This is a genomic window from Acidimicrobiia bacterium, assembly GCA_040289475.1.
GTDB lineage: Bacteria > Actinomycetota > Acidimicrobiia > ATN3 > PSLF01 > PSLF01.
In genome coordinates this window covers 64328-86673 of record PSLF01000005.1, presented here as the reverse complement: position 1 = coordinate 86673, position 22346 = coordinate 64328, and the positions used below count along the sequence as shown (strand labels likewise).

The 22346-nt window shown below is 56.3% G+C and carries 21 protein-coding genes and 1 pseudogene; 6 read left to right on the top strand and 16 right to left on the bottom strand.

From position 1 onward, the window contains the following. Positions 1–13: 13 nt before the first annotated feature. The 5 genes from C4318_04170 to C4318_04150 form a co-directional block, all read right to left on the bottom strand. Positions 14–679 carry a hypothetical protein gene (locus C4318_04170; protein MER3454337.1) on the bottom strand — a complete coding sequence of 222 codons (666 nt, stop codon included), beginning with the start codon at positions 677–679 and terminating at the stop codon, positions 14–16. Between the two features lie 103 nt (positions 680–782). Continuing rightward, positions 783–2294, bottom strand: a complete 1512-nt coding sequence (locus tag C4318_04165) for a leucyl aminopeptidase (GenBank protein MER3454336.1) — start codon at positions 2292–2294, stop codon at positions 783–785. Between the two features lie 96 nt (positions 2295–2390). After that, on the bottom strand, positions 2391–2954 hold the full coding sequence (locus C4318_04160; protein ID MER3454335.1) for an ATP:cob(I)alamin adenosyltransferase: 564 nt from the start codon (positions 2952–2954) through the stop codon (positions 2391–2393). Next, positions 2951–3721 (bottom strand): hypothetical protein, encoded by a 771-nt coding sequence (locus tag C4318_04155; protein MER3454334.1) that lies wholly within the window; start codon positions 3719–3721, stop codon positions 2951–2953. The genes C4318_04160 and C4318_04155 overlap by 4 nt, the downstream gene beginning before the upstream one ends. 69 nt (positions 3722–3790) lie before the next feature. Continuing rightward, entirely contained in the window at positions 3791–4900 is a 1110-nt protein-coding gene (locus tag C4318_04150) for a peptidase M24 family protein (GenBank protein MER3454333.1), read from the bottom strand. 117 nt (positions 4901–5017) lie between these two features. Between C4318_04150 and C4318_04145 the strand changes: the two genes are divergently transcribed. Then, positions 5018–5932 carry a hypothetical protein gene (locus C4318_04145; protein ID MER3454332.1) on the top strand — a complete coding sequence of 305 codons (915 nt, stop codon included), beginning with the start codon at positions 5018–5020 and terminating at the stop codon, positions 5930–5932. Here C4318_04145 and C4318_04140 read toward each other — a convergent pair. From C4318_04140 to lpdA, 6 genes are all read right to left on the bottom strand, one after another. Further along, positions 5910–6701: a hypothetical protein gene (locus C4318_04140; protein ID MER3454331.1), complete on the bottom strand. Its 792-nt coding sequence runs from the start codon at positions 6699–6701 to the stop codon at positions 5910–5912. The genes C4318_04145 and C4318_04140 overlap by 23 nt on opposite strands. Before the next feature lie 27 nt (positions 6702–6728). Beyond that, positions 6729–8381: a lipoyl synthase gene (locus tag C4318_04135; protein MER3454330.1), complete on the bottom strand. Its 1653-nt coding sequence runs from the start codon at positions 8379–8381 to the stop codon at positions 6729–6731. An 18-nt stretch (positions 8382–8399) separates the two neighbouring features. After that, positions 8400–10067 (bottom strand): hypothetical protein, encoded by a 1668-nt coding sequence (locus tag C4318_04130; protein MER3454329.1) that lies wholly within the window; start codon positions 10065–10067, stop codon positions 8400–8402. Positions 10068–10192: 125 nt separating this feature from the next. Continuing rightward, entirely contained in the window at positions 10193–11200 is a 1008-nt protein-coding gene (locus C4318_04125) for an alpha-ketoacid dehydrogenase subunit beta (protein MER3454328.1), read from the bottom strand. After that, positions 11181–12185 (bottom strand): pyruvate dehydrogenase, encoded by a 1005-nt coding sequence (locus tag C4318_04120; protein MER3454327.1) that lies wholly within the window; start codon positions 12183–12185, stop codon positions 11181–11183. Before C4318_04120 ends, C4318_04125 begins: the two co-directional genes overlap by 20 nt. Then, on the bottom strand, positions 12178–13692 hold the full coding sequence (gene lpdA, locus C4318_04115) for a dihydrolipoyl dehydrogenase (protein ID MER3454326.1): 1515 nt from the start codon (positions 13690–13692) through the stop codon (positions 12178–12180). Before lpdA ends, C4318_04120 begins: the two co-directional genes overlap by 8 nt. A 337-nt stretch (positions 13693–14029) precedes the next feature. On the opposite strand from lpdA, the gene C4318_04110 reads away from it, so the two are divergent. The 4 genes and pseudogenes from C4318_04110 to C4318_04095 all read left to right on the top strand — a co-directional run bounded on the left by C4318_04110 (position 14030) and on the right by C4318_04095 (position 17760). After that, a complete protein-coding gene (locus tag C4318_04110; GenBank protein MER3454325.1) occupies positions 14030–15076 on the top strand; it encodes a zinc ABC transporter substrate-binding protein in 1047 nt (348 codons plus the stop codon). Next, positions 15007–15879 (top strand): hypothetical protein, encoded by an 873-nt coding sequence (locus C4318_04105; GenBank protein ID MER3454324.1) that lies wholly within the window; start codon positions 15007–15009, stop codon positions 15877–15879. Before C4318_04110 ends, C4318_04105 begins: the two co-directional genes overlap by 70 nt. Before the next feature lie 10 nt (positions 15880–15889). Then, a pseudogene (locus C4318_04100) lies at positions 15890–16802 on the top strand (metal ABC transporter permease). Then, complete coding sequence (locus tag C4318_04095; protein ID MER3454323.1) at positions 16795–17760, top strand: hypothetical protein; 966 nt, start codon at positions 16795–16797, stop codon at positions 17758–17760. The pseudogene C4318_04100 and the gene C4318_04095 overlap by 8 nt, the downstream one beginning before the upstream one ends. Positions 17761–17892: 132 nt before the next feature. Here the strand turns inward: C4318_04095 and C4318_04090 are convergent, their stop codons facing one another. Next, the gene (locus C4318_04090; GenBank protein ID MER3454322.1) at positions 17893–18594 is read right to left on the bottom strand and encodes a hypothetical protein; all 702 of its coding nucleotides are present in this window, start codon (positions 18592–18594) and stop codon (positions 17893–17895) included. Positions 18595–18660: 66 nt separating this feature from the next. Between C4318_04090 and C4318_04085 the strand changes: the two genes are divergently transcribed. Beyond that, positions 18661–19626: a hypothetical protein gene (locus C4318_04085; GenBank protein MER3454321.1), complete on the top strand. Its 966-nt coding sequence runs from the start codon at positions 18661–18663 to the stop codon at positions 19624–19626. On the opposite strand, the gene C4318_04080 is transcribed toward C4318_04085, so the two are convergent. From C4318_04080 to C4318_04065, 4 genes are read right to left on the bottom strand one after another with little or no spacing between them, the layout of a single operon-like run. Further along, positions 19597–20457: a hypothetical protein gene (locus C4318_04080; GenBank protein ID MER3454320.1), complete on the bottom strand. Its 861-nt coding sequence runs from the start codon at positions 20455–20457 to the stop codon at positions 19597–19599. The two genes, C4318_04085 and C4318_04080, sit on opposite strands and share 30 nt — an antisense overlap. Beyond that, positions 20454–20666 carry a hypothetical protein gene (locus tag C4318_04075; GenBank protein ID MER3454319.1) on the bottom strand — a complete coding sequence of 71 codons (213 nt, stop codon included), beginning with the start codon at positions 20664–20666 and terminating at the stop codon, positions 20454–20456. Before C4318_04075 ends, C4318_04080 begins: the two co-directional genes overlap by 4 nt. Positions 20667–20688: 22 nt before the next feature. Then, positions 20689–21849: a steroid 3-ketoacyl-CoA thiolase gene (locus C4318_04070; GenBank protein MER3454318.1), complete on the bottom strand. Its 1161-nt coding sequence runs from the start codon at positions 21847–21849 to the stop codon at positions 20689–20691. Further along, a complete protein-coding gene (locus C4318_04065) occupies positions 21846–22292 on the bottom strand; it encodes a hypothetical protein (protein ID MER3454317.1) in 447 nt (148 codons plus the stop codon). The genes C4318_04070 and C4318_04065 overlap by 4 nt, the downstream gene beginning before the upstream one ends. Between the last annotated feature and the right edge of the window lie 54 nt (positions 22293–22346).

The window sequence follows — 22346 nt, the reverse complement described above, 5'->3', positions numbered from 1 at the left end:
GAGCAGGAACCCATCACCCCGGCGGCTGGTAGACGGTGCCCGGAACTTGGCTTGCCGGCGCGGCAGCAAAACCCGCGCCGAGCATAGGGTAGCTGTAGGGTCCGTAATATCCAGATCCGTACGTGTAGTTCTGCCCATACGTCCACCAATATCCGCCGTAGTAGTTTCCAGGCACGCCGTGCTGAAGCGGATAGGGAAAGTAGTAGCCACTAGCGTAGTAGTAAGCGCCGGGCACATATGCGATCGAAAACAAGCGCCGTTCTTTGGGGTCCAGCATAGGTGGTTCCTCGCCACCGGCCATGTAGTACACGCTAACCTGGCGCTTCCGTGCTCCCTCGAACACCCTTTCTACTCTAGAGCTGAGGAGCATCCATAAAGCCAACCAGAGCGGCGCAGCAATGATGGAAGCCAGCACTATTAGGAACGGGAAGATCGGGAGCAGAAGCAACTCGCTGGAGACCAAACTTAGAACCAGCACGAGAGTGGAACCAAGAAGCCCGGACACCGTCAGTGCATATGCCCATCTGTACCCCATGAGCATGAACACCGGTGATATGACAAGCACGGAGGCTGGCACATAAACCAGAACCAACAGAACGATCGAGCCTGTGCCCAACACCTCAGAAACGCCAAAGCCGAGAACTACCAAGCCCCAAACAATCGCCAGCGTTGCGCCCACTAAAAGCTGCCATGGGCGGCTCCTCAAACTCGCTCTCCAAGATGGCGGCTGAACTTTGGCGAAGTAGTAAAGCGGTGGCGGGTGAGGCCAGACGGTCACCAAGTCAACTTCCCATCGCTTCAATGAGGGCCAAAAGCGTTCTCACCCCCACACCAGTTCCGCCTTTAGGAATCTCGAACTCATCTGCTTCAGAGCGAGCAGGTCCCGCTATATCCAAGTGCGCCCATGGAATCCCTTCTTCGACAAATTCTTGAAGGAAGAGTCCCGCAGTGAGCGCCCCGCCGTAACGGCTGCCAATGTTCTTGATATCAGCAACCTCGCTCTCCAGCTGCTTCCTGTAGTCTGCAGGAAGAGGAAGTCTCCACGCACGTTCTCCCGCTCTAGATGCAGCATCAAGGACCGCGGCTGCAAAATCGTCGTTGTTAGCCATGACGCCGAAGATCTTGTTCCCGAGCGCGACCATACAAGCGCCCGTGAGGGTCGCAAGATCCACGATGGCGCGAGGTTTCAACTCGGACGAGAGCGAAAGGGCATCGGCCATAATCAGCCGTCCCTCAGCATCGGTGTTCAACACCTCCACGGTTTTGGAGTTGCGGAATACCAGGACGTCTCCCGGCTTGGTGGCCGAACCAGAAGGCATGTTCTCTACTAGGGGGAGAAACCCCACAACTCTTACTTTGGCTTCGAGTCCGCGCAGAGCCGACATCGCTGCTGCCACGGCTGCAGCGCCGGACATGTCGGTCTTCATCGTTTCCATCCCGTCAGCTGGCTTGAGAGAGAGGCCTCCAGAATCGAACACCACTCCCTTGCCCACCAGACACAATGGCTGGGCATCTTGCGACTGCGCCGGTACGTACTCGAGGCGAACGAGGCAAGGATCGTTGGACGAACCCTTTCCTACGCCAATCACTCCACCGAGCCGTTCTCGCTCTAATCGATCCCTTCCCCATACCTCGACTGCTAGACCAGCCTCCTCCGCCCTACGGCGAATTTCCTCGGCCAACACAGCAGGAGCTTTAGATCCAGCTGGCTCGTTGACCATATCCCTGGCCCAGCACACCGCCTCTACGACACATCTCGCCTTTATCAAGGCTGCTGAAGCCTCCTCTAGGGGGCACTCCGCTAACACGAGCTTCTCAGGGCAGGTGTTCGCCCCGGTGTTCGAGTTGGATGACTTGTACCGATCGAAGCGGTAGGAGGCAAGTCCCGCTCCCTCTGCAGTAGCCCTCAGAGCCGCTGGGGCATCTACCACAGATTCGTCAACTTTCCAAAGGGTCGTCGCTATCGTCTTCGCGTTCTTGGCACTCCTCACTACTGCTGCTGACGTCTCCCTGATAGTCTGCGCAGTAAGCGTCCCAGGTTTTCCTACGCCGACCAGCATGACCCGAGGCGCGCGGGTTTTACCCCCAAGTGCCTCTGATGGGAGCACGAGCGTCTCGCCCTTTTCGGCCTTGAAACCAAAGGCCCGTATAAATCGCGACAACTCCCCTCCGGTCTCCGAATCGAGCTGGTCAGCACCGGGACCGAGCCTGGGAGAGTCTCCCGCAAGCACAGGCAGAGCGACCATATCCACATCGACACTGGATGTAGACTCTCGGCTAACTTCAAACTCCATGCTTTTCCTCCTTGTGCCTTGAGCTTCCCCTCGCAATCCACTCGATCTTCCCGGCTATGTAACGACCGCTCTCAATGCTCGGTGAGCGTGGGCCCTCTACAGCTTTTCGTACTTCGAGCCCTCCTGCCACCGCGCGAGCGTGTACACCAAGTCTCCGAGCCTGTTCATATAAGCGAGCAAGTACTCGTTAGATACCCATCCGGCTGCCTGAGCAGCGACGACGGCACGTTCGGCCCTGCGAATGACGGTACGCGCGTAATCGAGATAGGCTGCAAGTAAATTCTGCCCGGGAAGAACAAAGGCTCTTGGAGGATCGCAGAACTCAAGAAGGGCGTCGATTAGGCGCTCGAGAGACTGCACCATCTCTGCACTCACTTTGGTCTCTCCTGGTCGAAGCTTCTCCCTGTTTTCGGGAGCCGTAGCAAGCTCTGCTCCCACGACGAAAAGCTCCCGTTGAAGCTTCTTGAGCACGATCTCCAAACCTGGATCTGTGTTGGCTGCCCTAGCCAACCCCAAAGCCGAACACGCCTCGTCGCATGCCCCGTAGGCCTCCGGCCCAGGATCGTACTTTTTTACTTTGCCACCAAATAAAAGGCCTGTCTCTCCAGAGTCACCCGTCCTGGTGTACGGCTTGAACGGCCACTTCTTTTTTGATCTCAAATGACACCGCCTATCATCGCCTTCGCTATAACGTCAACACCGAAAGCAGTCAAGATCGCCAGGTAGGAAAGTCCCGTAGCAGCCATCACTGCTGGGTATCCCCTGTTTTTTAGAGCACCCAACACTGCCAATCCGAGTACGACGGTGAGCAACACATCTGCGTACCAAAAGAGGCGCAGGTATCCGGAAATGCCAGCAAGCGGCGCTTGCGATACATCGAGCATCCCCGGTTTCAGGATAAGTGATACGACTTCTATGGGAAGCGATGCAATGAAAACGACGCCGAGGCTGTATATGGCCGACCTGTCAAGCTTAGGATCGACCAGGAACCAGTGTCCCAGAACCATAGTGGCCGTAACGGACCCCAAAAAAGCGAGAGCAGACAAAGCCCTCGCTACTCCGAGGTCTGGGGGGGTTTGAGCCGCACCGGCTGCCACGCACGAGACGGCGGAGGCGAAAGACCCAGCGAATGCCGCCACATCGGAAAACCGCACTGGTACCTGTCTGTCAAACCAGTACGCAAGCCCGGCCATAGCTAATACTCCAGCCGACACCAGACTCGATCCTAGCCATATCCTTTGGTGTAGAACGGAAACATCGGGAAGTTGAGACGACGTGAGCACGGTAGCGCCAATAACCACCCCCGCGCTTGCGGTGAGTGTTCCATAGAAGCTGGGCTTGACGGCTTTCCATCTTCGTACTATCAAGGCAAAAATGGCCATGCCCGCCCCCCACGGACACAAGACTGCAGCAGCGAAGAGCTTCACCGGTCCACTTTGCCCAGGAGAATCTGTTGCTCTATCAAGCTAGACAGGGAGCGAATGTACTCATACCGCTCACACATAGATGGGGTCCCTAGCGGCATCGTTGAGTCGCACCCCGCCTTCTTTGGTAGCCACAACAATGTCTTCAATCCTTATCCCCCACTCTCCCTCCTTGTAGATTCCAGGCTCAATAGAGAAGCACATCGATTCTGCGATTCGCTCCTCCGAGCCCTGTGCGATGTAGGGAGGCTCATGAGGATCTAGGCCAATACCGTGTCCTGTGCGGTGGATAAATTGGTCCCCATAACCGTCGCCCGATATCCAGTCGCGGGCCACTCGATCGACATCACCAGCCTTAGTTCCCGCACGAGCCGCCTCGACTGCCAGTTGCTGGGCTGTACGCACAGTTTCATAGGTGGCCTCGAAGCTAGTAGGGGGATCGCCGACCACGACAACTCGTGTGATATCCGATCGGTAGTGCCGCACCACACCGCCAAAATCACAGACGACTATGTCGCCGTTGGAGATCGTTCTTCCCGTTGGCTCGTGATGGGGACTTGCGGAGTTCGGGCCCGAAGCAACTATCACAAATCCCACCGAGTCGTTTCCGACATCCAAAAGAGCCGAGGTAATACGAAGAGCGATTTCCTTTTCTGCGACGCCTGCCTCGACAATCTCGCCTAGCCGTGAGGCCACTTTATCGGCAAGGCACGCGGCTTTTCTCAACAACCGCAACTCCTCGGAGTCTTTTCTGGCTCGTAGCGGGCCGATTACCTCGGAAGCTTTACAAATAATGGGATTCGACAGTCTTTTCGCCAACTCTACAAAATGCATGGCCCACATCTGATCACCCACCGCAACAGTTCTCGCCCTGCCTATCGCAGCAGCTACGGCCTCATAAGGCTCGTCTCTCTCATCCCAGCACACAACTTCAGCGAGCGACGTGGTCACCTCCGGTACCCGCAGCCTCTCCAGGCGAGGAACAAAGAGCGTCGGATGTCGCCCTTCTGTGATCACCAAGAGGGTAGGCCGCTCTAATGCCAAAGCGTCGTAGCCGCACAGGTACAACAGGTCGGAAGAGGGAGACAAGACGACGGCATCCACTCCTGAGTTCGCCATCGTCTCTAAAAGGCGTGAGACCCGGGAAGCATACGTTGTACGCGAAAATGTTCCTGCTTCCATCGATGCCTGCGTTACTCCTGCGCAACCAGCTACCTAAACCGACACCGATACACTGTAATCGCCTCTAGAACTCAGAGCCCGTTTTGCTCAACTGGCACATAGACGCGACGTGCTTGACTGACTGCGAACCGAAACGGCAAGCGAGGGATTGCAGTGGTAGACAGAGTTACATACAAAGCTAACGGAATCGACTTCCATGCTCTAGTTGCCGGAGAGGGGGACCCTGTACTGTTGCTTCATGGCTTTCCCGATATCCAAGAGAGCTTCCACCATCACCTAGAAGCACTGGCGGAGGTAGGCTTCCGAGCCATAGCCCCTCCACTTCGTGGCTACCCACCCACCAAAGGGCCCGGCCCATACACAGTAGAACAGTTAAAAACAGACACTCTGGAACTCGCACACAGAGTTGGGATGAGCTCCGAGGTCCCCGGCTACCTTGTAGGCCACGACTGGGGAGGAATAGCCGCGTGTCTCGCAGCTGGAGAAGAACCCTCATTGTTCAGGGGAGTCGTCATCGCCTCCGTACCGCACCCTGCCTCATTCGCTGCTCGAGTACTCGGCGGCGACTACGACCAACTCAAAAGAAGCTGGTACATGTTCTTCTTTCAGATGGAAGGCTTGGCGGAGACAGTCATATTGACATCTAAGATGGCCTTCGTAGAGCGACTTATGCTCGACTGGTCCCCCTCGCTGCTCAAAAACGAAGGATCGGAGTTGGTGCACAAACGGATGGAAGCGATGGCGGAACCCGGAGTTTTGAAAGCTGCACTCGAATACTATAGGTCGGTTTTTCCCAAACCTGACCGACCGCCTCCCCTTGTAGCCAAGCCAGTTTCCGTACCGGCCCTGCTCGTTTTCGGGTCCGAAGATAATTGCATACCTCACACAGTAGCCTCGGACTCGAACGCATTCTTCACGGCAGGATACCGCCTCGAGGTACTGTCTGGTGCTGGACACTTCGTCCACACGGAAAAGCCAGAGGCATTTTCCAGGCTCGTAACCCAATTCTTCACGGATATCCGTAGTCAGTAGAGCCTGAGCCACCGTATGGGCTTCGAATGGAGGGTGGTTTGGGAGCCCCGGCCGGCGGCGGGATTTCTATTGGTTCGGATCCTGCTCCACCTTCTGGAACTGAGTTCCCCCAACCCTCGCTTTTAGAGGTGGTCCAGGGAGAAGGGGGTACGCCTTTTTCGTTAAGTACAGGACAAGAGGTGGGACCAAGTGAGAAATATGACATGTTTGAGGGCCCGTAGCTCCACAAGGAAAAGACAGTACCCCTTTCCGTTTTTATCTGGAGCAAGACCGAAGCGGCTTTGGCGGCTTTGGTGTCACACACTTGCACGTAGACAGCTCCGCGCCGCTGCGGATTCGATCCCTGCTCCCACAAGACGCTAGGCATTCTCGATCTTAGAAGACTCGTATCATCGGTGAACCCGCCTGTGTCCATGTAGTGAGCAATCTCCGTTTTTAGAGCATTGTCGAGCGCGATCTCGGCCTGTGTTCGCTCGGCAATGTTTACTCCCACAACAGCGGTGCGTCCCGCACTCCTCACGTATAAGTAGACAGCTAAAACGATCCCCCCTAAGACGGCAAGCCCCAACATTGCGGCCGCAATTGCAGCGGTGATCCTCCGTCTGCGTTCGGGTTTTTTTTCACCGGCAGGTACAAGCGCCTCGCGCCCATAATCCCCGTGTCGAGTCTGCGTTGCCTGCCGCTCAGCGCCGGCTTTGGCAGCGCTGAGCATAAACGGTCCCTCTTGCGCTCGTTTCCAGGGATCTGTTTCCTGGGTTGTATCTTCCATGATGCTTCTCTATCCCGCTACCCGGCCTCACTCAAAAGAAGAACAGGCAGTCGCGTTGTCAATGCGTCGCCTCACAGCCGATTCCACCGCCGCTTTTGCATGGTATGAAGAGCGCACCAGCGGGCCGGCTTCCACGTGAGTAAAGCCCATTTCCAATCCGACACGGCGAATCTCCTCGAACGCCTCACGTGGCCACCATTTCTGTACCTCAAGGTGATTGCAGGAGGGCTGCAAGTACTGTCCCACCGTCAAGACATCCACTCCGACTGCCTTTAGATCAGCCATCGTCTGAATAACTTCCTCGAAAGTTTCCCCTAATCCGACCATAAGGCCGGACTTGACTACCGGCCTGGGCGAGTGCGCCGACGCTCTCGCTAGAAGGGTGAGGCTGCGAGCGTAGGTGGCAGCACCCCGGACAGCTCGCTGAAGCCTAGCCACCGTTTCGATGTTGTGGTTCAACACGTCCGGCTCGGCGTTTAGAACCGTCGCCAATGAGGAGCGATCTCCCTTGAAATCCGGGATCAAAACCTCGACTCTGCATCTAGGGATCCTTCGCCGGATAGCCCGAATTGTAGCGGCAAAGGCCGAAGCTCCTCCGTCTTCAAGATCGTCCCGGGCCACACTGGTCACCACAGCATGGTCTAGGCCCATAGCGTCGACAGCCATGGCTACCCGCTCGGGCTCTTCATCATCGAACCACCGGGGCTTGCCCGTCTTTACGTTGCAGAAACCGCAAGCCCGTGTGCATGTATCCCCGAGGATCATCACTGTTGCAGTACCTTGGGACCAACACTCGTAGATGTTTGGGCATCTAGCCTCTTGGCACACGGTATGTAGCGCGAGATCTCGCACCAGCGCCTGGATGCGACGATACTCACTTCCCATGCGGGCTTTTACTCTCAGAAAGGACGGTCTCGGCTGACCTTCTGCGCTGCGAGGTGGTCCACTACGTTTTAGTGCAATGGTGCGCTTTCTTTGCCCTACCATTGGGACACCACCCCCCACGCCAGCAAAATCGAGCGAGCCGAGGTCCAAAACGCTCGCTAGGTGTTCAGCCAGAGCCTTCGCTAAGTCGGCAGGGTCAAGCCTTGCACCAGTTTCGGCTTCGATAGAAGTCACACCTGCATCTGTGATTCCACAGGGAACTATCTTGTCGAAGTAGGAGAGCTCGGTAGAGACATTGAGGGCCAGACCGTGCATAGTAGTTCTTCGCCCAACCCGAACGCCTATAGCGCAAATCTTTCTTTCGTTGACCCATACACCCGAGTTTTTATCACTTCTTTTTGCTTCGATCCCCAGCTCTCCGAGCAACCGAATTACGGCTTCCTCGAGCGAGCGAACATAGCCAACTACGTCAGGGCTGTTGAGTTGAATGATTGGATATGCAACCAGCTGGCCCGGCCCGTGGTAAGTGATAGCGCCGCCCCGGTCGGTTTGAATTACCTCGGCTCCCAGTGTCTCGTACTCTGCAACTGCCAGCAGCAGGTGTTCGGGCTTGGAGCGCCGTCCTAGGGTGTAGACGTGTGGATGCTCCAGAAGAAGAAGGTAGTCACCTGTGAGTCCACCCCCCCGCCGTTCGAAAAGGGCCTTCTGTAGGTCGTACGCTTCTTTGTAGTGAACCCGTCCAAGCCATCTAGCTGTGAGAACCCGGCTGGCTGGAGCAGCGGTGGGCAGCGCCATCGACCGTAAACGCTCAGCTCAGCTGTCGGGCGCCGCTAGGGCATCCCAGTCCCAGCCCTCCGCCGATCCTTCCAGGCGCCTCTTTACTGCCTGAAGGAACCGGGCAGCGTTAGCCCCGTCGAAGGCCCTGTGATCCCACGAAAGACCGAGCGTTACCATCTTTGCTGGAACAACCTGTCCCCCGCGTACCACCGGCCTATCTTCGATCGCTTCTAAAGACAGGATCGCTACCTGAGGGGTGTTGATGATCGGAATGGAAAGTTTAGTTCCGAAAGAGCCCGGGTTCGTAATGGTGAAAGTTCCACCAGTCACATCGTCTGGAGTCAGTTTGCCGGCCAAAGCGCGCTGCGAGAGATCCTGAATACGTCGAGCTAGCTCCCAGACCGTCATTTGGTGGGCATTGTGAATAACGGGGACGATCAGTCCTTCCCCCTCCAAGTCGACAGCTACGCCTAAGTTGACGAAACGGTCGAAAAGCGTCATTGTACCGGCTTCTAGATCGAATCTGGAGTTGACAAAAGGAAGCTCTAGAAGCGCGTTACACGCCGCGAGGGCGACGAACGGAAGATAGGTAAGGCTGTAGCCATGCCTGTCGGCGAAATCTTTTTTGTACCGCTCCCGGGCGTCTGCCACCCGCTCCATCTCGACATCGATGCACTCGAAGCAATGCGCCGCACTACGCCTTGCCTCTTGCATGTGTTCGGCGATCCGCCGCCGGAGTCGAGAAATAGGTATCGTGGTGCCTGCGGGCTCAGGTGTATGACCATGCGGTTTGGCCGGCCCTGCAGAAAGAACTTCCCCCGATCCCGCAGTTGGAGCGGCGGCGGGCTCGATCACAGATGGCGCCTCTGCAGAAGGAGCGATTTGACCGGAAGACGACACCGCAGCTTCCTCCGTCGCTGCCGCTGTGTCTGCAGCAGCTGCTGCCTCGACATCTTTCAGAGTAATTCGACCGCCAGCCCCGGTACCCGCGATCTTGTCCAGATCGACTCCTAACTCTCTAGCCTTCTTGCGGACGGCAGGCGAGAATATCCCTCGCCTCGGCCCGCCGGGCTTTACCTCCTCACCGAGCTCGGGATGTTCCAAACGCCGCAGTCCCTCGGGAGTCACCCTCGCTTGGGGCTTTGGAGGCGCTGGAGGCGCCTCCCCGCGAATCTGGGAGGGGTGTGCCTGAAGACGCAGCTCCTCCAGCTTTGGAGGACTTTCTCTGGGCAGCGAGGGCTGGGCATGAAGGCGCGACTCCTCTGACAAAAGCCGGCCCCGAGCAGAGTCCACAGTGCTTGCCTCAGATGGTCGGGCTCGCAGCTCTTGAGTCCTACCGGGTTCCCATCCCAACCGCATTGTCGAGCGAGCATCGGCCGATACCGGTTCGGATTGACCCTCCGATGTCACTTGAGACACCGCTTCCTCGAATGTTCCCGGCTCTGAAGACTTCTCCTGAAAGGGCGGTTGCTCCGCAATAATGCACAGCTCGGTCCCCACGGGAACAGTCTGACCTTCTTGCACAAGGATCTCGGAAACCCACCCCGCTGCAGGAGACGGAACCTCGGTCTCTACCTTGTCGGTAGAGACCTCAAAGAGGGCTTCGTCTTCCTCAACCCTCTCGCCTACTCTCTTGAACCAGCGGGAGACCGTGCCTTCCGCGACACTTTCGCCCAGCTGGGGCATTCTCACTGTGTAAGGCACCGCACCCCCTAGCCGTTACGAGCGCTCTCCTAGCATCTCACCTGCGCCGAGCCCTAATACCTGCTCACCGTGCCCCTTCCCTTGGAGCACCGTGTCTTATATATCAAAGCTCCTGATCTTCACCCTCACCACTCAGTCAGTTCTTTGACTGCTTTTACAATGTCTTCCTTTCCGGGGACGTAAGCGTCTTCTAGAACCGGAGCGAACGGTACCGGTGTGTGGGGCGAGGTTAGTCTTCGAATCGGAGCATCCAACAGATCGAAGCCCCGATCGGCAATCACTGCGGCCACCTCGGCTCCGACGCCACAGACGGGATTAGCCTCATGGCATATGAGTACCCGATGGCACCGAGCTACCGATTCCAAAATCGAATCCACGTCGAGAGGGGCTAGCGTCCTTAGGTCCAAGACTTCAAGCGAGATACCGTCAGCCTCTAGCTGCTCTGCTGCGTCCAAAGCGGTGTGGACCTGAGCCCCGTATGTAATACAAACAGCGTCACTACCCCGACGCTGGACCTTGGCTTTGCCTATCTCTACCACATACTCACCCGCGGGTATCTTCTCTTTGATACGCCTGTACAAAAGCTTGTGCTCTAAAAAGATAACGGGGTTGTCGTCCCGTATCGAGGCCTTGAGAAGTCCCTTGGCGTCGTATGCCGTAGCAGGTGCGACGACCTTGAGGCCAGGGGCGTGACAAAAGAACGCCTCCGGCTGTGCGGAGTGGAATGGGCCAGCACGGACCCCTGCACCGGATGCTCCCCGTACGACCATCGGCACCGGCTTTCCGGTGCGATAGTGCATCTTTCCGGCCTCGGTGACGAGCTGATCAAAAGCCTGGGTTATGAAGTCGATGTACTGCATCTCAGCTACCGGACGCATTCCCTGGAGTGCAGCTCCGATAGCGTACCCCACGATCGCGGCCTCACTGATCGGTGTGTTGATGACTCGTTCGGACCCGAATTTTTCCACGAGTCCTTTGGTGACTTTAAAAGCCCCACCATACTCGGCTATGTCCTCACCCAACAGGAACACTCGCTCGTCGGCCTCCATCTCCTCGATCAGGGCGTCGGTGAGCGCTTCTATGTAAAGGCGCTCTACCGTCTGGGCCTCGAGCTCAGGCGAAGACACCTTCATCCACCTCCTCTGGGGATGGATCCGGCTGCTGTTGCGCCCACGATATAGCCTCGACTATCTCTGCCTTGATCCTGGCCTCCAGCTCGTCCCGCTTTCTCTGGTCAAGAAGACCCTGCTCTTCAAGAAACCGCTCGAAGCGGACAATGGGGTCTCTCGCTTCCCAATAGCTACGTACCTCAGGTGGAACGTATTCGGCGGCGTCGTGACCTGCGTGCCCCAACTGCCGAAAGGTGTTTCCCACAATCAGGGTCGGTCCACCACCCCCACGCGCCCGGTTGACCGCGGCGCGGACAGCTGCTACCACCTCCAAGACGTCGTTTCCGTCAACCTCGACACCGGGGATTCCATAACCGCGTGCCCGCTCGACTAGGCTCTCGCAACAGAACTCCTGCCTGTTCGGTGTCGAGTAGGCATATTGGTTGTTCTGAACCACCGCAATAAATGGCAGGTTCAAAACCGCTGCCATGTTGATCGTCTCGTGCCACTGGCCATTGTTGGCAGCCCCCTCCCCGCACATGGCCAAAGCCACACGGTTTTCCCCTCTTAGTTTGAACGCGAGAGCACTCCCACCCGCCAACGGGTATCCGTCAGGTAAATGGCTCACGACATTCATAACGCCGATGTCGAAGGCGTGAAAGTGGGAGTTTCCGTCTCGTCCTCTAGTGGGTCCGTCACGCTTTCCGAAGTAGTTGAGCATCACGCGCTTTAGGGCCATTCCCTTAGTGATCGCTAGCACTTGATCGCGATGAGTCCCACTCACGACATCGCCCGGCCCGAGAGGAAACGCGCATCCAACTTCCATTGCCTCTTGTCCCCTAGCGAGAAACACAGAGCCGGGGAGGCGGCCTTGGCGGTACATCACGAAAATACGATCTTCGAAGAGGCGTGCAAGCTTCATGTAGTAGTAGAGCTGGTCGAGTTCGGCTGGCGTCAGCCCAGCAATATTTTGCAGCGGCGGTGGCTTAGATATAGAGGACTCACCCATGAAGCGGTCTCCCCACAAGAGCCATTGCTGCCTCACCCAGTATTTCGGAAAGAGTCGGATGAGGCTGTATGTATGCCGCGACCTCCTCGGGGAACGCCTCCCAGTTTGTACTGAGATATCCCGGCGAGAGCAGTTCGGAAGCCCAGGGCCCGATGATGTGCACGCCGACTACAGGCCCGTCTGCGAGCGCCACGAGTTTAAGCATGCCTCGCCGCTCACCGAGGATGGCCGCCCGGGCATTTCCAGCGAAATTGACCTTCGAGACGCGCACCGAATCCTCGCCGTATGCCGTTTTGGCTGCGGCTTCTGTCATCCCGCAGAAGGCCACCTCGGGGTGCGTGTACACGCACCAAGGTACCTTGCGGTAGTCAATAGGCCGTGGATCTTCGCCCACTATAGCTCTCACAGCCACCCCTCCCTCGGCGAAAGCGACGTGCGCCAGCGCGGGAGTCGAGATCAAGTCGCCAACCGCGTAAATGCCCCGAACGCTCGTCTGGAGTGTCTTCGGGTCGACTGCCACGTGGCCGGAGGGCTCTTGGGCGACCCCGACCTTTTCCAGTCCCAACCTTGTAGCGGATGGTGCTCGGCCGACTGCTACGACAATCAAGTTCGCCTTTATGTTTAATTCCTCACCGCCGCTCCTGCGCACGTGACACACCCCAAAACCCGACTCGCGGATACGATCGGGTATTTTCTCTAACCCTAGTACCCGAGCATTGCATATGACCTCCACCCCTAGGGCTGCCAGTGCTCTCTCCAGAGCGGACGACACCTCTTCGTCGGCTCCCTGTAAGACATTCGGAAGAGCTTCAACCAACGTGACATTGGAGCCGAACTCCGCTAGGTATGTGGAGACCTCTACACCGACCGAACCAGCACCCACGACCAAAACCGATTCTGGAAGGCGCTTTATGTCGAACACTTCGTCGGAGGTAACAACTAGGTCGCCGTCGGGCTGCAACGCATCAAGTTGGCGAGGGGTGGATCCAGACGCGAGTATGACGCCTTTTCGGGCAGTTACAATGCGGACCGAGCCATCTCGAGCATGCGCTACGACCGACCCTGAGTCATCCAAAACACCTTCCCCTTCTACGATCACAACTCCTGCGGACTCGAGAAGGTTAGACAGTCCCCTCCACAGCCTCTCCACCAACGAGCTCTTACGAGCGACGACAGCCGACCAATTCACCGTTGGCACCTGACTACCACCGAGCCGTGGCTGGCCAACTTCCGAACCTGTAGGTGCGCTAGGAGCGACAAATTCGATGCCAAAAGATTGAGCTTTCTTGACTGTCCTTAGGACCGCAGCCGTTTCCAGAAAATGTTTGGCCGGCACACAGCCCCTGTGGAGACAGGTCCCGCCAACTTTTTCTTTTTCCACGACGACCACTCCGAGACCTAGGCGGGAAGCATGGAGCGCAGCGGCGTATCCGCCGGGGCCTCCTCCTACTATGGCTATGTCGCACTCGATTCTGTCGGACGCCATTGACATATCCGGTCGTACCATTGCGACTAATAAGAGCTGTACTAGTTGACAGATTATCCGAAATGCGGAATCGGCCTAACCTCGCATAGAGTAGTTCGCGAATCCGACAAGGAGAGCATTCTGCGATTTTGGACCCATTTGCCTCCGGTGAAATCGGTCCGCACTGTTTCGAGTATGGCCCCTGATTGAAAAAGGTACCGGGCTAATGCAGACTAGAAAGCTCGTACTGGCCGCAGCTGCTGTCGCAATAGCAATATTGTTAGCCGGAGCGGTTTTTCTTCTACGCATTACATAAGTCTTCGATTCTTTGTTAGTACGCGAATCTCAGAAATCTCGGGAGCGGGAAGAGTACAAACCTATGCATGCGCTACGCGGCAAAAGCCGATGGTTAAACACAGTAGCCATAATGGCAGCGGTAACACTGGTCTTCAGCGCATGTGCACGACGCAACCCGGTAGCACAGCGAGAGGGAGCAGTAGAAGGCGAGCAGAATGCTCGCCAATCGGGCCTTGTGGTAACTACCGTCGCTCCAATAACAAGCATCGTAAAAGCCGTAGCCGGTGACGATCTGCAGGTAAAAGGAATAAAAGGAATACTTCCGGAAGGAGAAGACAGCCACACTTTCGAGCAGCGAGCAGCAGAAGTGGCCCAAGACTTTGCTGCAGCAGACCTCATCATATTCAATGGCTTGGCTCTTGAGACCCCAGCAATCGAGATGGCCAAGAAGACCAAGCGTCCCAATGTCAAAGTCCTTTTATTGGCAGAAGAGACGATAACCCCAGACGCCTACGTGTTCGATTTTTCCTTCCCGCGAGAAAAGGGTGACCCTAATCCGCACCTTTGGCTCAACCCAATGTATGCAGCGCGTTATGCTGAGATAGTCGCCAACAACCTCGCTGAAATCTTCCCCGATAAGAAAAGCAATTTTCTCTCTCGTTACCAGGCATACCGGGAACTTTTGAACCAGCTTGACGAGGCAATATTTGAATCGCTTGCCACAGTACCTCCGCAAAACCGGAAACTACTTACCTACCACGACAGCTTCGCCTACTTCGCTCCACGTTATGGATTTCAAGTCATAGGGGCGATTCAGCCCTCTGACTTCTCCGAGCCTTCGGCGGCCGAAGTAGCTGCCATAATCGAGCAGATTAAGCGGGAGCGGGTACCCGCCATTTTCGGTTCCGAAGTTTTCCCGTCCCCCGTGATGGAGAAAATTGCCAAAGAGACCGGCGCTAAGTATGTGACCGATCTATCAGACGATACCCTTCCAGGAGATCCCCGTTCTCCGGAGCACAACTACGTTGGGATGATGGTTCGGGATGTTGAGATCATCACATCCTCTTTGGGCGGAGATCCCTCGCCTCTCCGCCGGATAGACGTCTCCAAGGGTGGAAGGTGGGACTAAATCCTGCTGTCGATCTGCGCTCCGTTACGGCCTTGTACGACAGCCACAGTGCTCTCGAAGACGTATCTCTACAGATAGAGCAGGGAACGCTCGCGGCTATTCTCGGTCCCTCTGGAGCCGGGAAAACTACCCTCTTAAAAGTAATCGTAGGGCTGACTTACCCATCGGAAGGCGAAGTAAAGGTTTTGGGAACTTCTCCCACTAAAGCACGCAGCCGAGTGCGGTACGTGCCGCAGCTGGAAACGATCGACTGGAACTTCCCCGTAGTAGTCGAACAAGTCGTCGGCATGGGTTTTCTTAGAAAGAGACGTCTGCCGTGGCTGTCCAAGGAGGAGAAGTCCCGCATCGGGCAGGTGCTGGATCGGCTCGGCATAGGCGATTTGAAAAAACGCCACATCTTAGAGCTGTCGGGAGGACAGCAACAGAGGGTGTTTTTGGCACGAGCCCTCATCGACGAGCCAGAGGTTCTAGTCCTCGACGAACCGACCGCCAGCACGGACGTTGCTACCCGGTCGGACATCCTCGGCCTCCTAGAAGACATCAACGCAATGGGAATAACGGTACTTCTAACCACCCATGACATAAACCTTGTTGCCAATCGAGTCGGACGCATAGTGCTACTGAACCGCACCGTCCTAGCAGACGGTGAACCCCGAAAGGTACTCGACAGCGAGAATCTTTCCGCCGCCTTCGGGCGGCCGATCCTTACCCTTGAACATGACGGACAGATCCTAGTGGCAGAGGTTCCCCAAGAAACCCAACACCGCCACCACATACACATCCATCACGAACACTCGAATTGAGGGTTAAGTGATCGAATTCGTCGCAGAACCGCTTCGCTACGGATTCTTCCGCTACGGGTTGGCTGCAGCAGTCATGGCGGGTGCGCTGTGCAGCCTAGTCGGGGTGTACGTGGTTTTGCGCAACATGAGCTATATAGGTCACGGATTGTCCCACGCGATATTCGGTGGGGCCGTCTCGGGTTACATGTTCGGCGGCGGTATCTACGTAGGTGCTGCAGCCTTCGGGATCGGCGGAGCACTCGCCATTGCCTGGATCTCCAGGCGGAGGGGGATTGGTGCGGATGCGGCAATCGGCATTGTTTCCACCGCTGCCTTTGCCCTCGGAGTCGCCATGATCTCGACAAGACAGCGGTTCACCCGTAGTTTCGAAGCCACCCTTTTTCGGCAACATCTTGTCCGTTGGAAGGACCGAGATTTTAGTGTTGATTGCAGCGACAGGGGTTACCGTGTCAGCGTTGTTGATCATGTACAGACCCCTTCTCTTCACTATCTTCGATAGGGATGTCGCCGAGGCATCAGGCGTTCCGGTCGGACTGGTAGAAGTAGGCTTTTCGGTCGTACTTGCCGTAGTCCTCATTGCTTCCATGCAGATCTTGGGGGTCACGCTGATTGCCGCATCAGTAGTGATCCCTGCCTCGACCGCCAGGCTGCTCACAAAATCGTTCGGAAAGCTTACAGCAGCTTCGGTGTCGGTAGGCATGGTGTCGGGAGTTGCTGGAATGTACGCTTCCTATTACTTGAACATTGCGTCTGGAGCTACGATAGTTCTAACTGCTACAGCGATTTTCTCTTTAGCCTACGTCAGTAGCGCCGTCCGACGATTCATAGTCCGAACTAGCTTGGCAGGGTCATCTGAGTTGACAAGGGTGACAACGAGCCAGACAGCGATTCGGCCAGGAAACCGAGTTTCGGCAGTTGAGTAGAGCGGCAACTGTCCGCACCGCAGCTCTTCGCTTTTTTAACGAGCCTCCCTCGCGTCTTTTTGTAATCGCTGTGTTGACAGCGAGCATGCTCATATCAATCAGCTGTCCTAACGCGGCCTCTAAATCTCGCAACAAAACCCTTCTCACCTCGGTCACTCCTATTGGATCGATAATGCGAAACGTAGTCGGTGACAAATTCGACGTTGTGTCGCTCACAACTCCCCGGGAAATCGCTGAAGGAAGGTTACGTCCTCCCTCGAACTCAGAAATCGCGGCTCTCAGCAAAACCGCAGCGGGAGCGATCCTTTTCGGAACCTTTGACAAAGACGCCGTAGAGGTGGTCTCCGATACTTTCAGCAATTCCTTTTCCACCTGGACGCTATCTGATTCCATGCGATCCTCCCAGACCTTCCCCTGGGTAGACCCGATTGCAGCAAAGGAAATAGCGATCCGAGTCGTAAACATAGCCACGCAACTCGCGCCGTCCGAAACCGAATACTTTCGGCGGGCAGCAGGCGAGTTCTCCGCTGCATTGACCCGAGTAGATAGAGTCATCTCCGACACGGCATCGACTATCCCAGCCGACGGACGCAAGCTAGCCGCTACGACTGAGTCTCTGCGGCCATTCTTTGAGCGATACGGGTTCTCTTACTACTCCATCGAGTCCGAGGGGGGAACATCCGCTCTTGCAGCCAGGATGAGATCAGAGGGTATCTCCGTCGTGTACGTCAATGCATTCGGGTCCTCGCACTACGGAGAGCTGGCGCGAGAAGTTTTCGAGGATTCTGGTGCGAGGCTACAGGGAGATCTCTTCGATGCCCGCCTACCCGGTCCGGTGGGATCCCAATTCCACACTTACCTAGGGATGCTCATAGAAAACGCTCGCCAAGCATTTGCCCCGCTCGGTGCAGATGTGTCGAGACTGGACTCGTTGAGCCCCGTGGATGTCGCCCCATGAAGCCCTTGTCGCACTTCCCCCTCAGTCAGTTCCGACTCGGCCAGTCTCTTCTCGACTGCTACTGATGCAACCCCCTTTCGCTGCCGACAAAGCAGACCTAGACTGCCCCGAGTCGTCTAAGTTGAACGTTCTTCATACGACCGCATTTGCTTTTTTTACCCCATCAAAGTTCCGTTTTACCCATCCCTCGAGAACTGAAATCACTCGATCGGATTTCACGAGCAAGGATGGTGCCGAGCGGGGCAGAGTATGAATTTCGCAGGAATCGCCTATGACTTCAGCGAGACGCTCCATCTCCATTGGGGACGCCAACTTGTCACCTTCTCGGCACACAAGCAGCACCGGTCGGTTTTGCAAGCGCCGCGCATGATGCAAGGGAGCATAGGCTATGAGTTCGCGACGCCACGAGTGAGGATCGGGAGGAAAAGACTGTGATCGAATCAGACCTGCGCTCCGGGCCCGTTTGATGTATCCCTCTCGCGACAGAATGGAATTGGCGAATTCCGAAGGGGATCCAGCGACCGCAACTCCACGGACCCTCATGTCTCCAGCTGCTACGCTCAGAAGGCAGGAGCCCCCTATCCCGAAACCTACCCCCAGTACTTCGACCTGCGTATCTCCTCCGGACAATGCGGAGGTAACATAGTCGATGGCACTGGCGATGTCTCTGCACCAACCAGATATGGAGAAATCGCCCTCCGATGCACCAACTCCCCTCAGCCGCGGAGCCAAAACGCCAATTCCGCAAGATTTGGCGAGGCGGTCCGCCACCCCCTCGTACAGTTCGTCTGTCTCCTCGTCCCAGGATCCTGTAGGAAGCCAGTGCGCGAGCAAGATTGCGCGAGGGCGGGGTGCGACGTCTCGGCGCTCTCCTTCCGCAGGCTGACCAATCTCGCCCTTATGAGGAACGAGCTTATCGTTGCCGTATGCAGTGACGAAAAGGCGCGGTGTGGATCCGAAATAGAAGCTGGAACTCTTCATATCTCCAAAAGCCTAGTTTTTGAGCCTCAAGGCGAGCGCTCTAATAAAAGTCAACTGTGTCGAGATACAAGCATGCCGGATTTACTGATCCTATCGGCACTTGAGTCGCTGTATCGTCAGGTGAACCTAGACCAGAGCAGTAGCGAGGAGGGAGACGTGACCAACACGGCAGAGAGCTACACCAACTTCGGACGTAAGGACGGGGGCAGCAGTCTTGAAATCAATAAACCAATTATCGAGGCATTCCCAGCTCTCAAAGAATGGGCCGTCGTGTGTGCATCGATTCTAGAGGGCGAGCAAATCCTGACAATCCGCAAGGGTGGGATCAAGGAAGAAGGCCGTCGCTTTGCCGTACGGCATCCCCAGTTTCTTCTGTTCCCGACCTACGAACACCAAGCGCCAGAACACATCAAACCTGCATACCGCCGAAGGATTACCCGATTACCCGACAGTTCAGCCTCTGGTACCTCACCTAGCCCCACGAGTGCACCCGAGGTGACGCACAGTATCGCTATAAGCAACGAACCCAATGACTCTGGTGACACAGTGCGTCTGGAAAGTTACTGTGAGGTGGTCGATGTCTTCGAGATAACAGAGGCGCGCGCTCTGGACGCTCTAGATTCGATGCACATTTGGCAAAAGTCTTACGTACAAGAGCGTCTGAGATGGAAGCCACGACAGCCACTTCTGGTCATAGCGTTAAGAGCATATGCGCTCCAAAAACCTATATGCGTTCCGTACCTGGAGTCTTACGGGGGCTGCAAATCCTGGATAGATATTGAACTTCCTGGCGATATCTCCTTGGAAGCCGAGCCCGCTCTCTCTGACACGGCCTTTGGGGCAAAACTCGAGGCACTACGAAAAACTCTCCAAGTCCAACCCTAAAAGCTTGCAGGCGTTGCCTATCAAGATCTTGCGAGCAACTTTTTCCTCAACTCCCAATGATTCGAATGCCTCGAACCACTTTGCGTGCGTTATAAAGGGATAGTCGGTACCGAAGAGAACTTTGTCCTGCAACCGGCCTTTCATCTCGCGCACAAGTGCCTCGGGAAAGTACTTTGGGGACCAACCGGAAAGGTCGATATAAACGTTGCTTTTGTGCAATGCGATCATAATCATCTCGTCTTGCCATGGCCACGACGGATGAGCTCCCACGATCGTGAGCTCGGGAAACTCAGCAGCCAGGGTGTCTAGGTAGATGGGGCGAGCTCGCTCTAACTTCATCCCCATTCCACCCGGAGTTCCCGCTCCCAACCCAGTGTTGCCGGTATGAATCAGCACTGGGATTCCGAGTTCCGCTGCTTTTGCAAAAAGCGGATAGAACCTGTCGTCGTCAGGCCTGAAGTTCTGTGCCACTGGATGTAGCTTGAGCCCGACCAAACCAAGTTCGCGAACAGCTCGTTCTAGTTCTTCGACCGCGGCGTGGCCCTTGTGGGGATCGACCGAGGCAAACCCCACAAATCTCTCGGGAAAACGCCGAACGACAGAAGCTACATAGTCGTTGCTCACGGGTGGGAGCCCTGTGTAGGTTTCGGCATCCCAGGCTAGAAGCACACCGAAAACTCCCTCTGCTTCCAGCTCGGCCACCATCTCCTCTTCAGTACGGACAGCAATGCGAGCCTTGAAAAACTTCTGGGTCTGTTCGAAAAAAGGACCGAGCGCTAACTCCAGATACTCCCGAGTAGAGGGATGAACGTGGAAGTCGATTGCCTTCATTCCAGCTTAGAGTTGCAGTGGGGACACGGCGAATAGCCCCGATTGCGGGCCTCTGAAGCATGGTCCGGGCCGAAGAGGGCGACCGCCTCGGCAGCTACTATCTCGTCTATGCGACACCCCTCGGTCTCTGCGGCCAGGTCGTGATAGAGCATGGATCGCTTGTCCCCCACGATTCGGTGTTCTTCGAAAGGCCGCTTCACTCCAGCCATCTCGGTCCACAACTCCTAATGCTCACACCCGCTCGAAGATCGTGGCGGTTCCTAAGCCACCACCACAGCACATCGTCTCCAGCCCATACCTTCCTCCGCTCTCTTGTAGCGAGTACACCAGGGTGGTGGCCAACCTCGCACCTGTCGATCCCAAGGGGTGTCCTATAGCTATCGCCCCTCCTTTGACATTCACCTTTGACATATCCGGGTTGTGTTCACGCTTCCACGCAAGAACCACGGTCGCGAATGCCTCATTTATTTCAATTAGGTCAATGTCTTCCAACCGCAAACCCGCCTTTTCCAATACCTTGTCGGTGGCAGGAATAGGACCTGTCAGCATAAGAACCGGATCGACGCCAACTACGGCTTGCGCCACGATACGGGCTTTTGGCTCGAGGCCCAGCTCGTTGACTTTATCCTCGGATGCGAGCATTACAGCCGCCGCGCCGTCGGAGATCTGACTGGAATTGCCAGCGGTGACAATGCCACCCTCCATGAATGCGGGTTTGAGAGTAGCGAGAGCCTCCAAAGACGTGTCGGGCCTGATGCCCTCGTCGAGTGCGAATACCTCGGTGGTTCCGTCTTCGGCTTGGATCTCCATTGGGATCATCTCTCTATCGAAAAGCCCTTGCTGGGTGGCTCTGGCAGCCTTCATATGGGATTCGTAGGCGAACTCGTCACACTCCTCGCGAGTGATCCCCCACTTCTCTGCGATCATCTCCGCGGAGATACCCTGCGGAACCAGATGGAACCTTTTCTTGATCTCGGATGTGGAGGGTTTGCCTACCCCCTCCACCCGAGCAGTGCTTCCCATAGGGACCCGTGTCATTGACTCGACACCGGCCGCGATCACCAGATCGCACACACCGGCTTGAACTAGATTAGCGGCGAAGTGAAGAGCTTGTTGGCCGGAGCCACACTGGCGGTCGACGGTCGTCGCAGGCGTCTCGACCGGATAGCCCGCGTGAAGCCAGGCTGTTCTTCCGATGTTCAGGGCCTGTTCCCCGACCTGCATTACGCATCCCATAACAACGTCTTCAACCTGCGCTGGGTCTACGCCGGATCTATCCACCACTGCTTTAAGAGCCCTTGCAGCCAGGTCGATCGCGTGAATGTCCTTGAGCTTGCCGTTTCTTCTCCCCACAGGGGTCCGCGCAGCCTCCACGAGAAAGACTTCTCTCATCCAACCTCCTTTTCACTGACCGAAGGACCGATCGCTCCAATCCTTGAAAGGTACTCGATCGTGGCTCCAACCGCCGCCAGGGCGTCGGATGACGATACCTCCAAACCTGCGCCGTCGGCGCGCTCTACGATGTACTGAACAGAGGTTGCGCTTCCTAAGACCACTGTCGTACGAGGCCCTGGGACACTGTCATCACCGTTAGCCACCGCACCAGCAAGCTTCATGTAGTCAAAAACCCATGAAACGATCTCTCTTGCGCCCGATAATCCAAGGCGCTCCTTGCCCTCGGCTGACAGCGCTTCGAATATCTCAAGAGCACACTGCTCGGGATCGAACTCCTTAGCTACCTCGTGCTTTGAAGGCAGCGATTGCTCTCTCGCAACAAAGTAGGCCGCTACTCCTAGAACGACCACCAATGCAACTACAGCGAAAACAAAAGCCACGGTAGATCACCCCAGAGATGGCGCACCGCATCTGACGCAGCAGTCTTTCCAAGG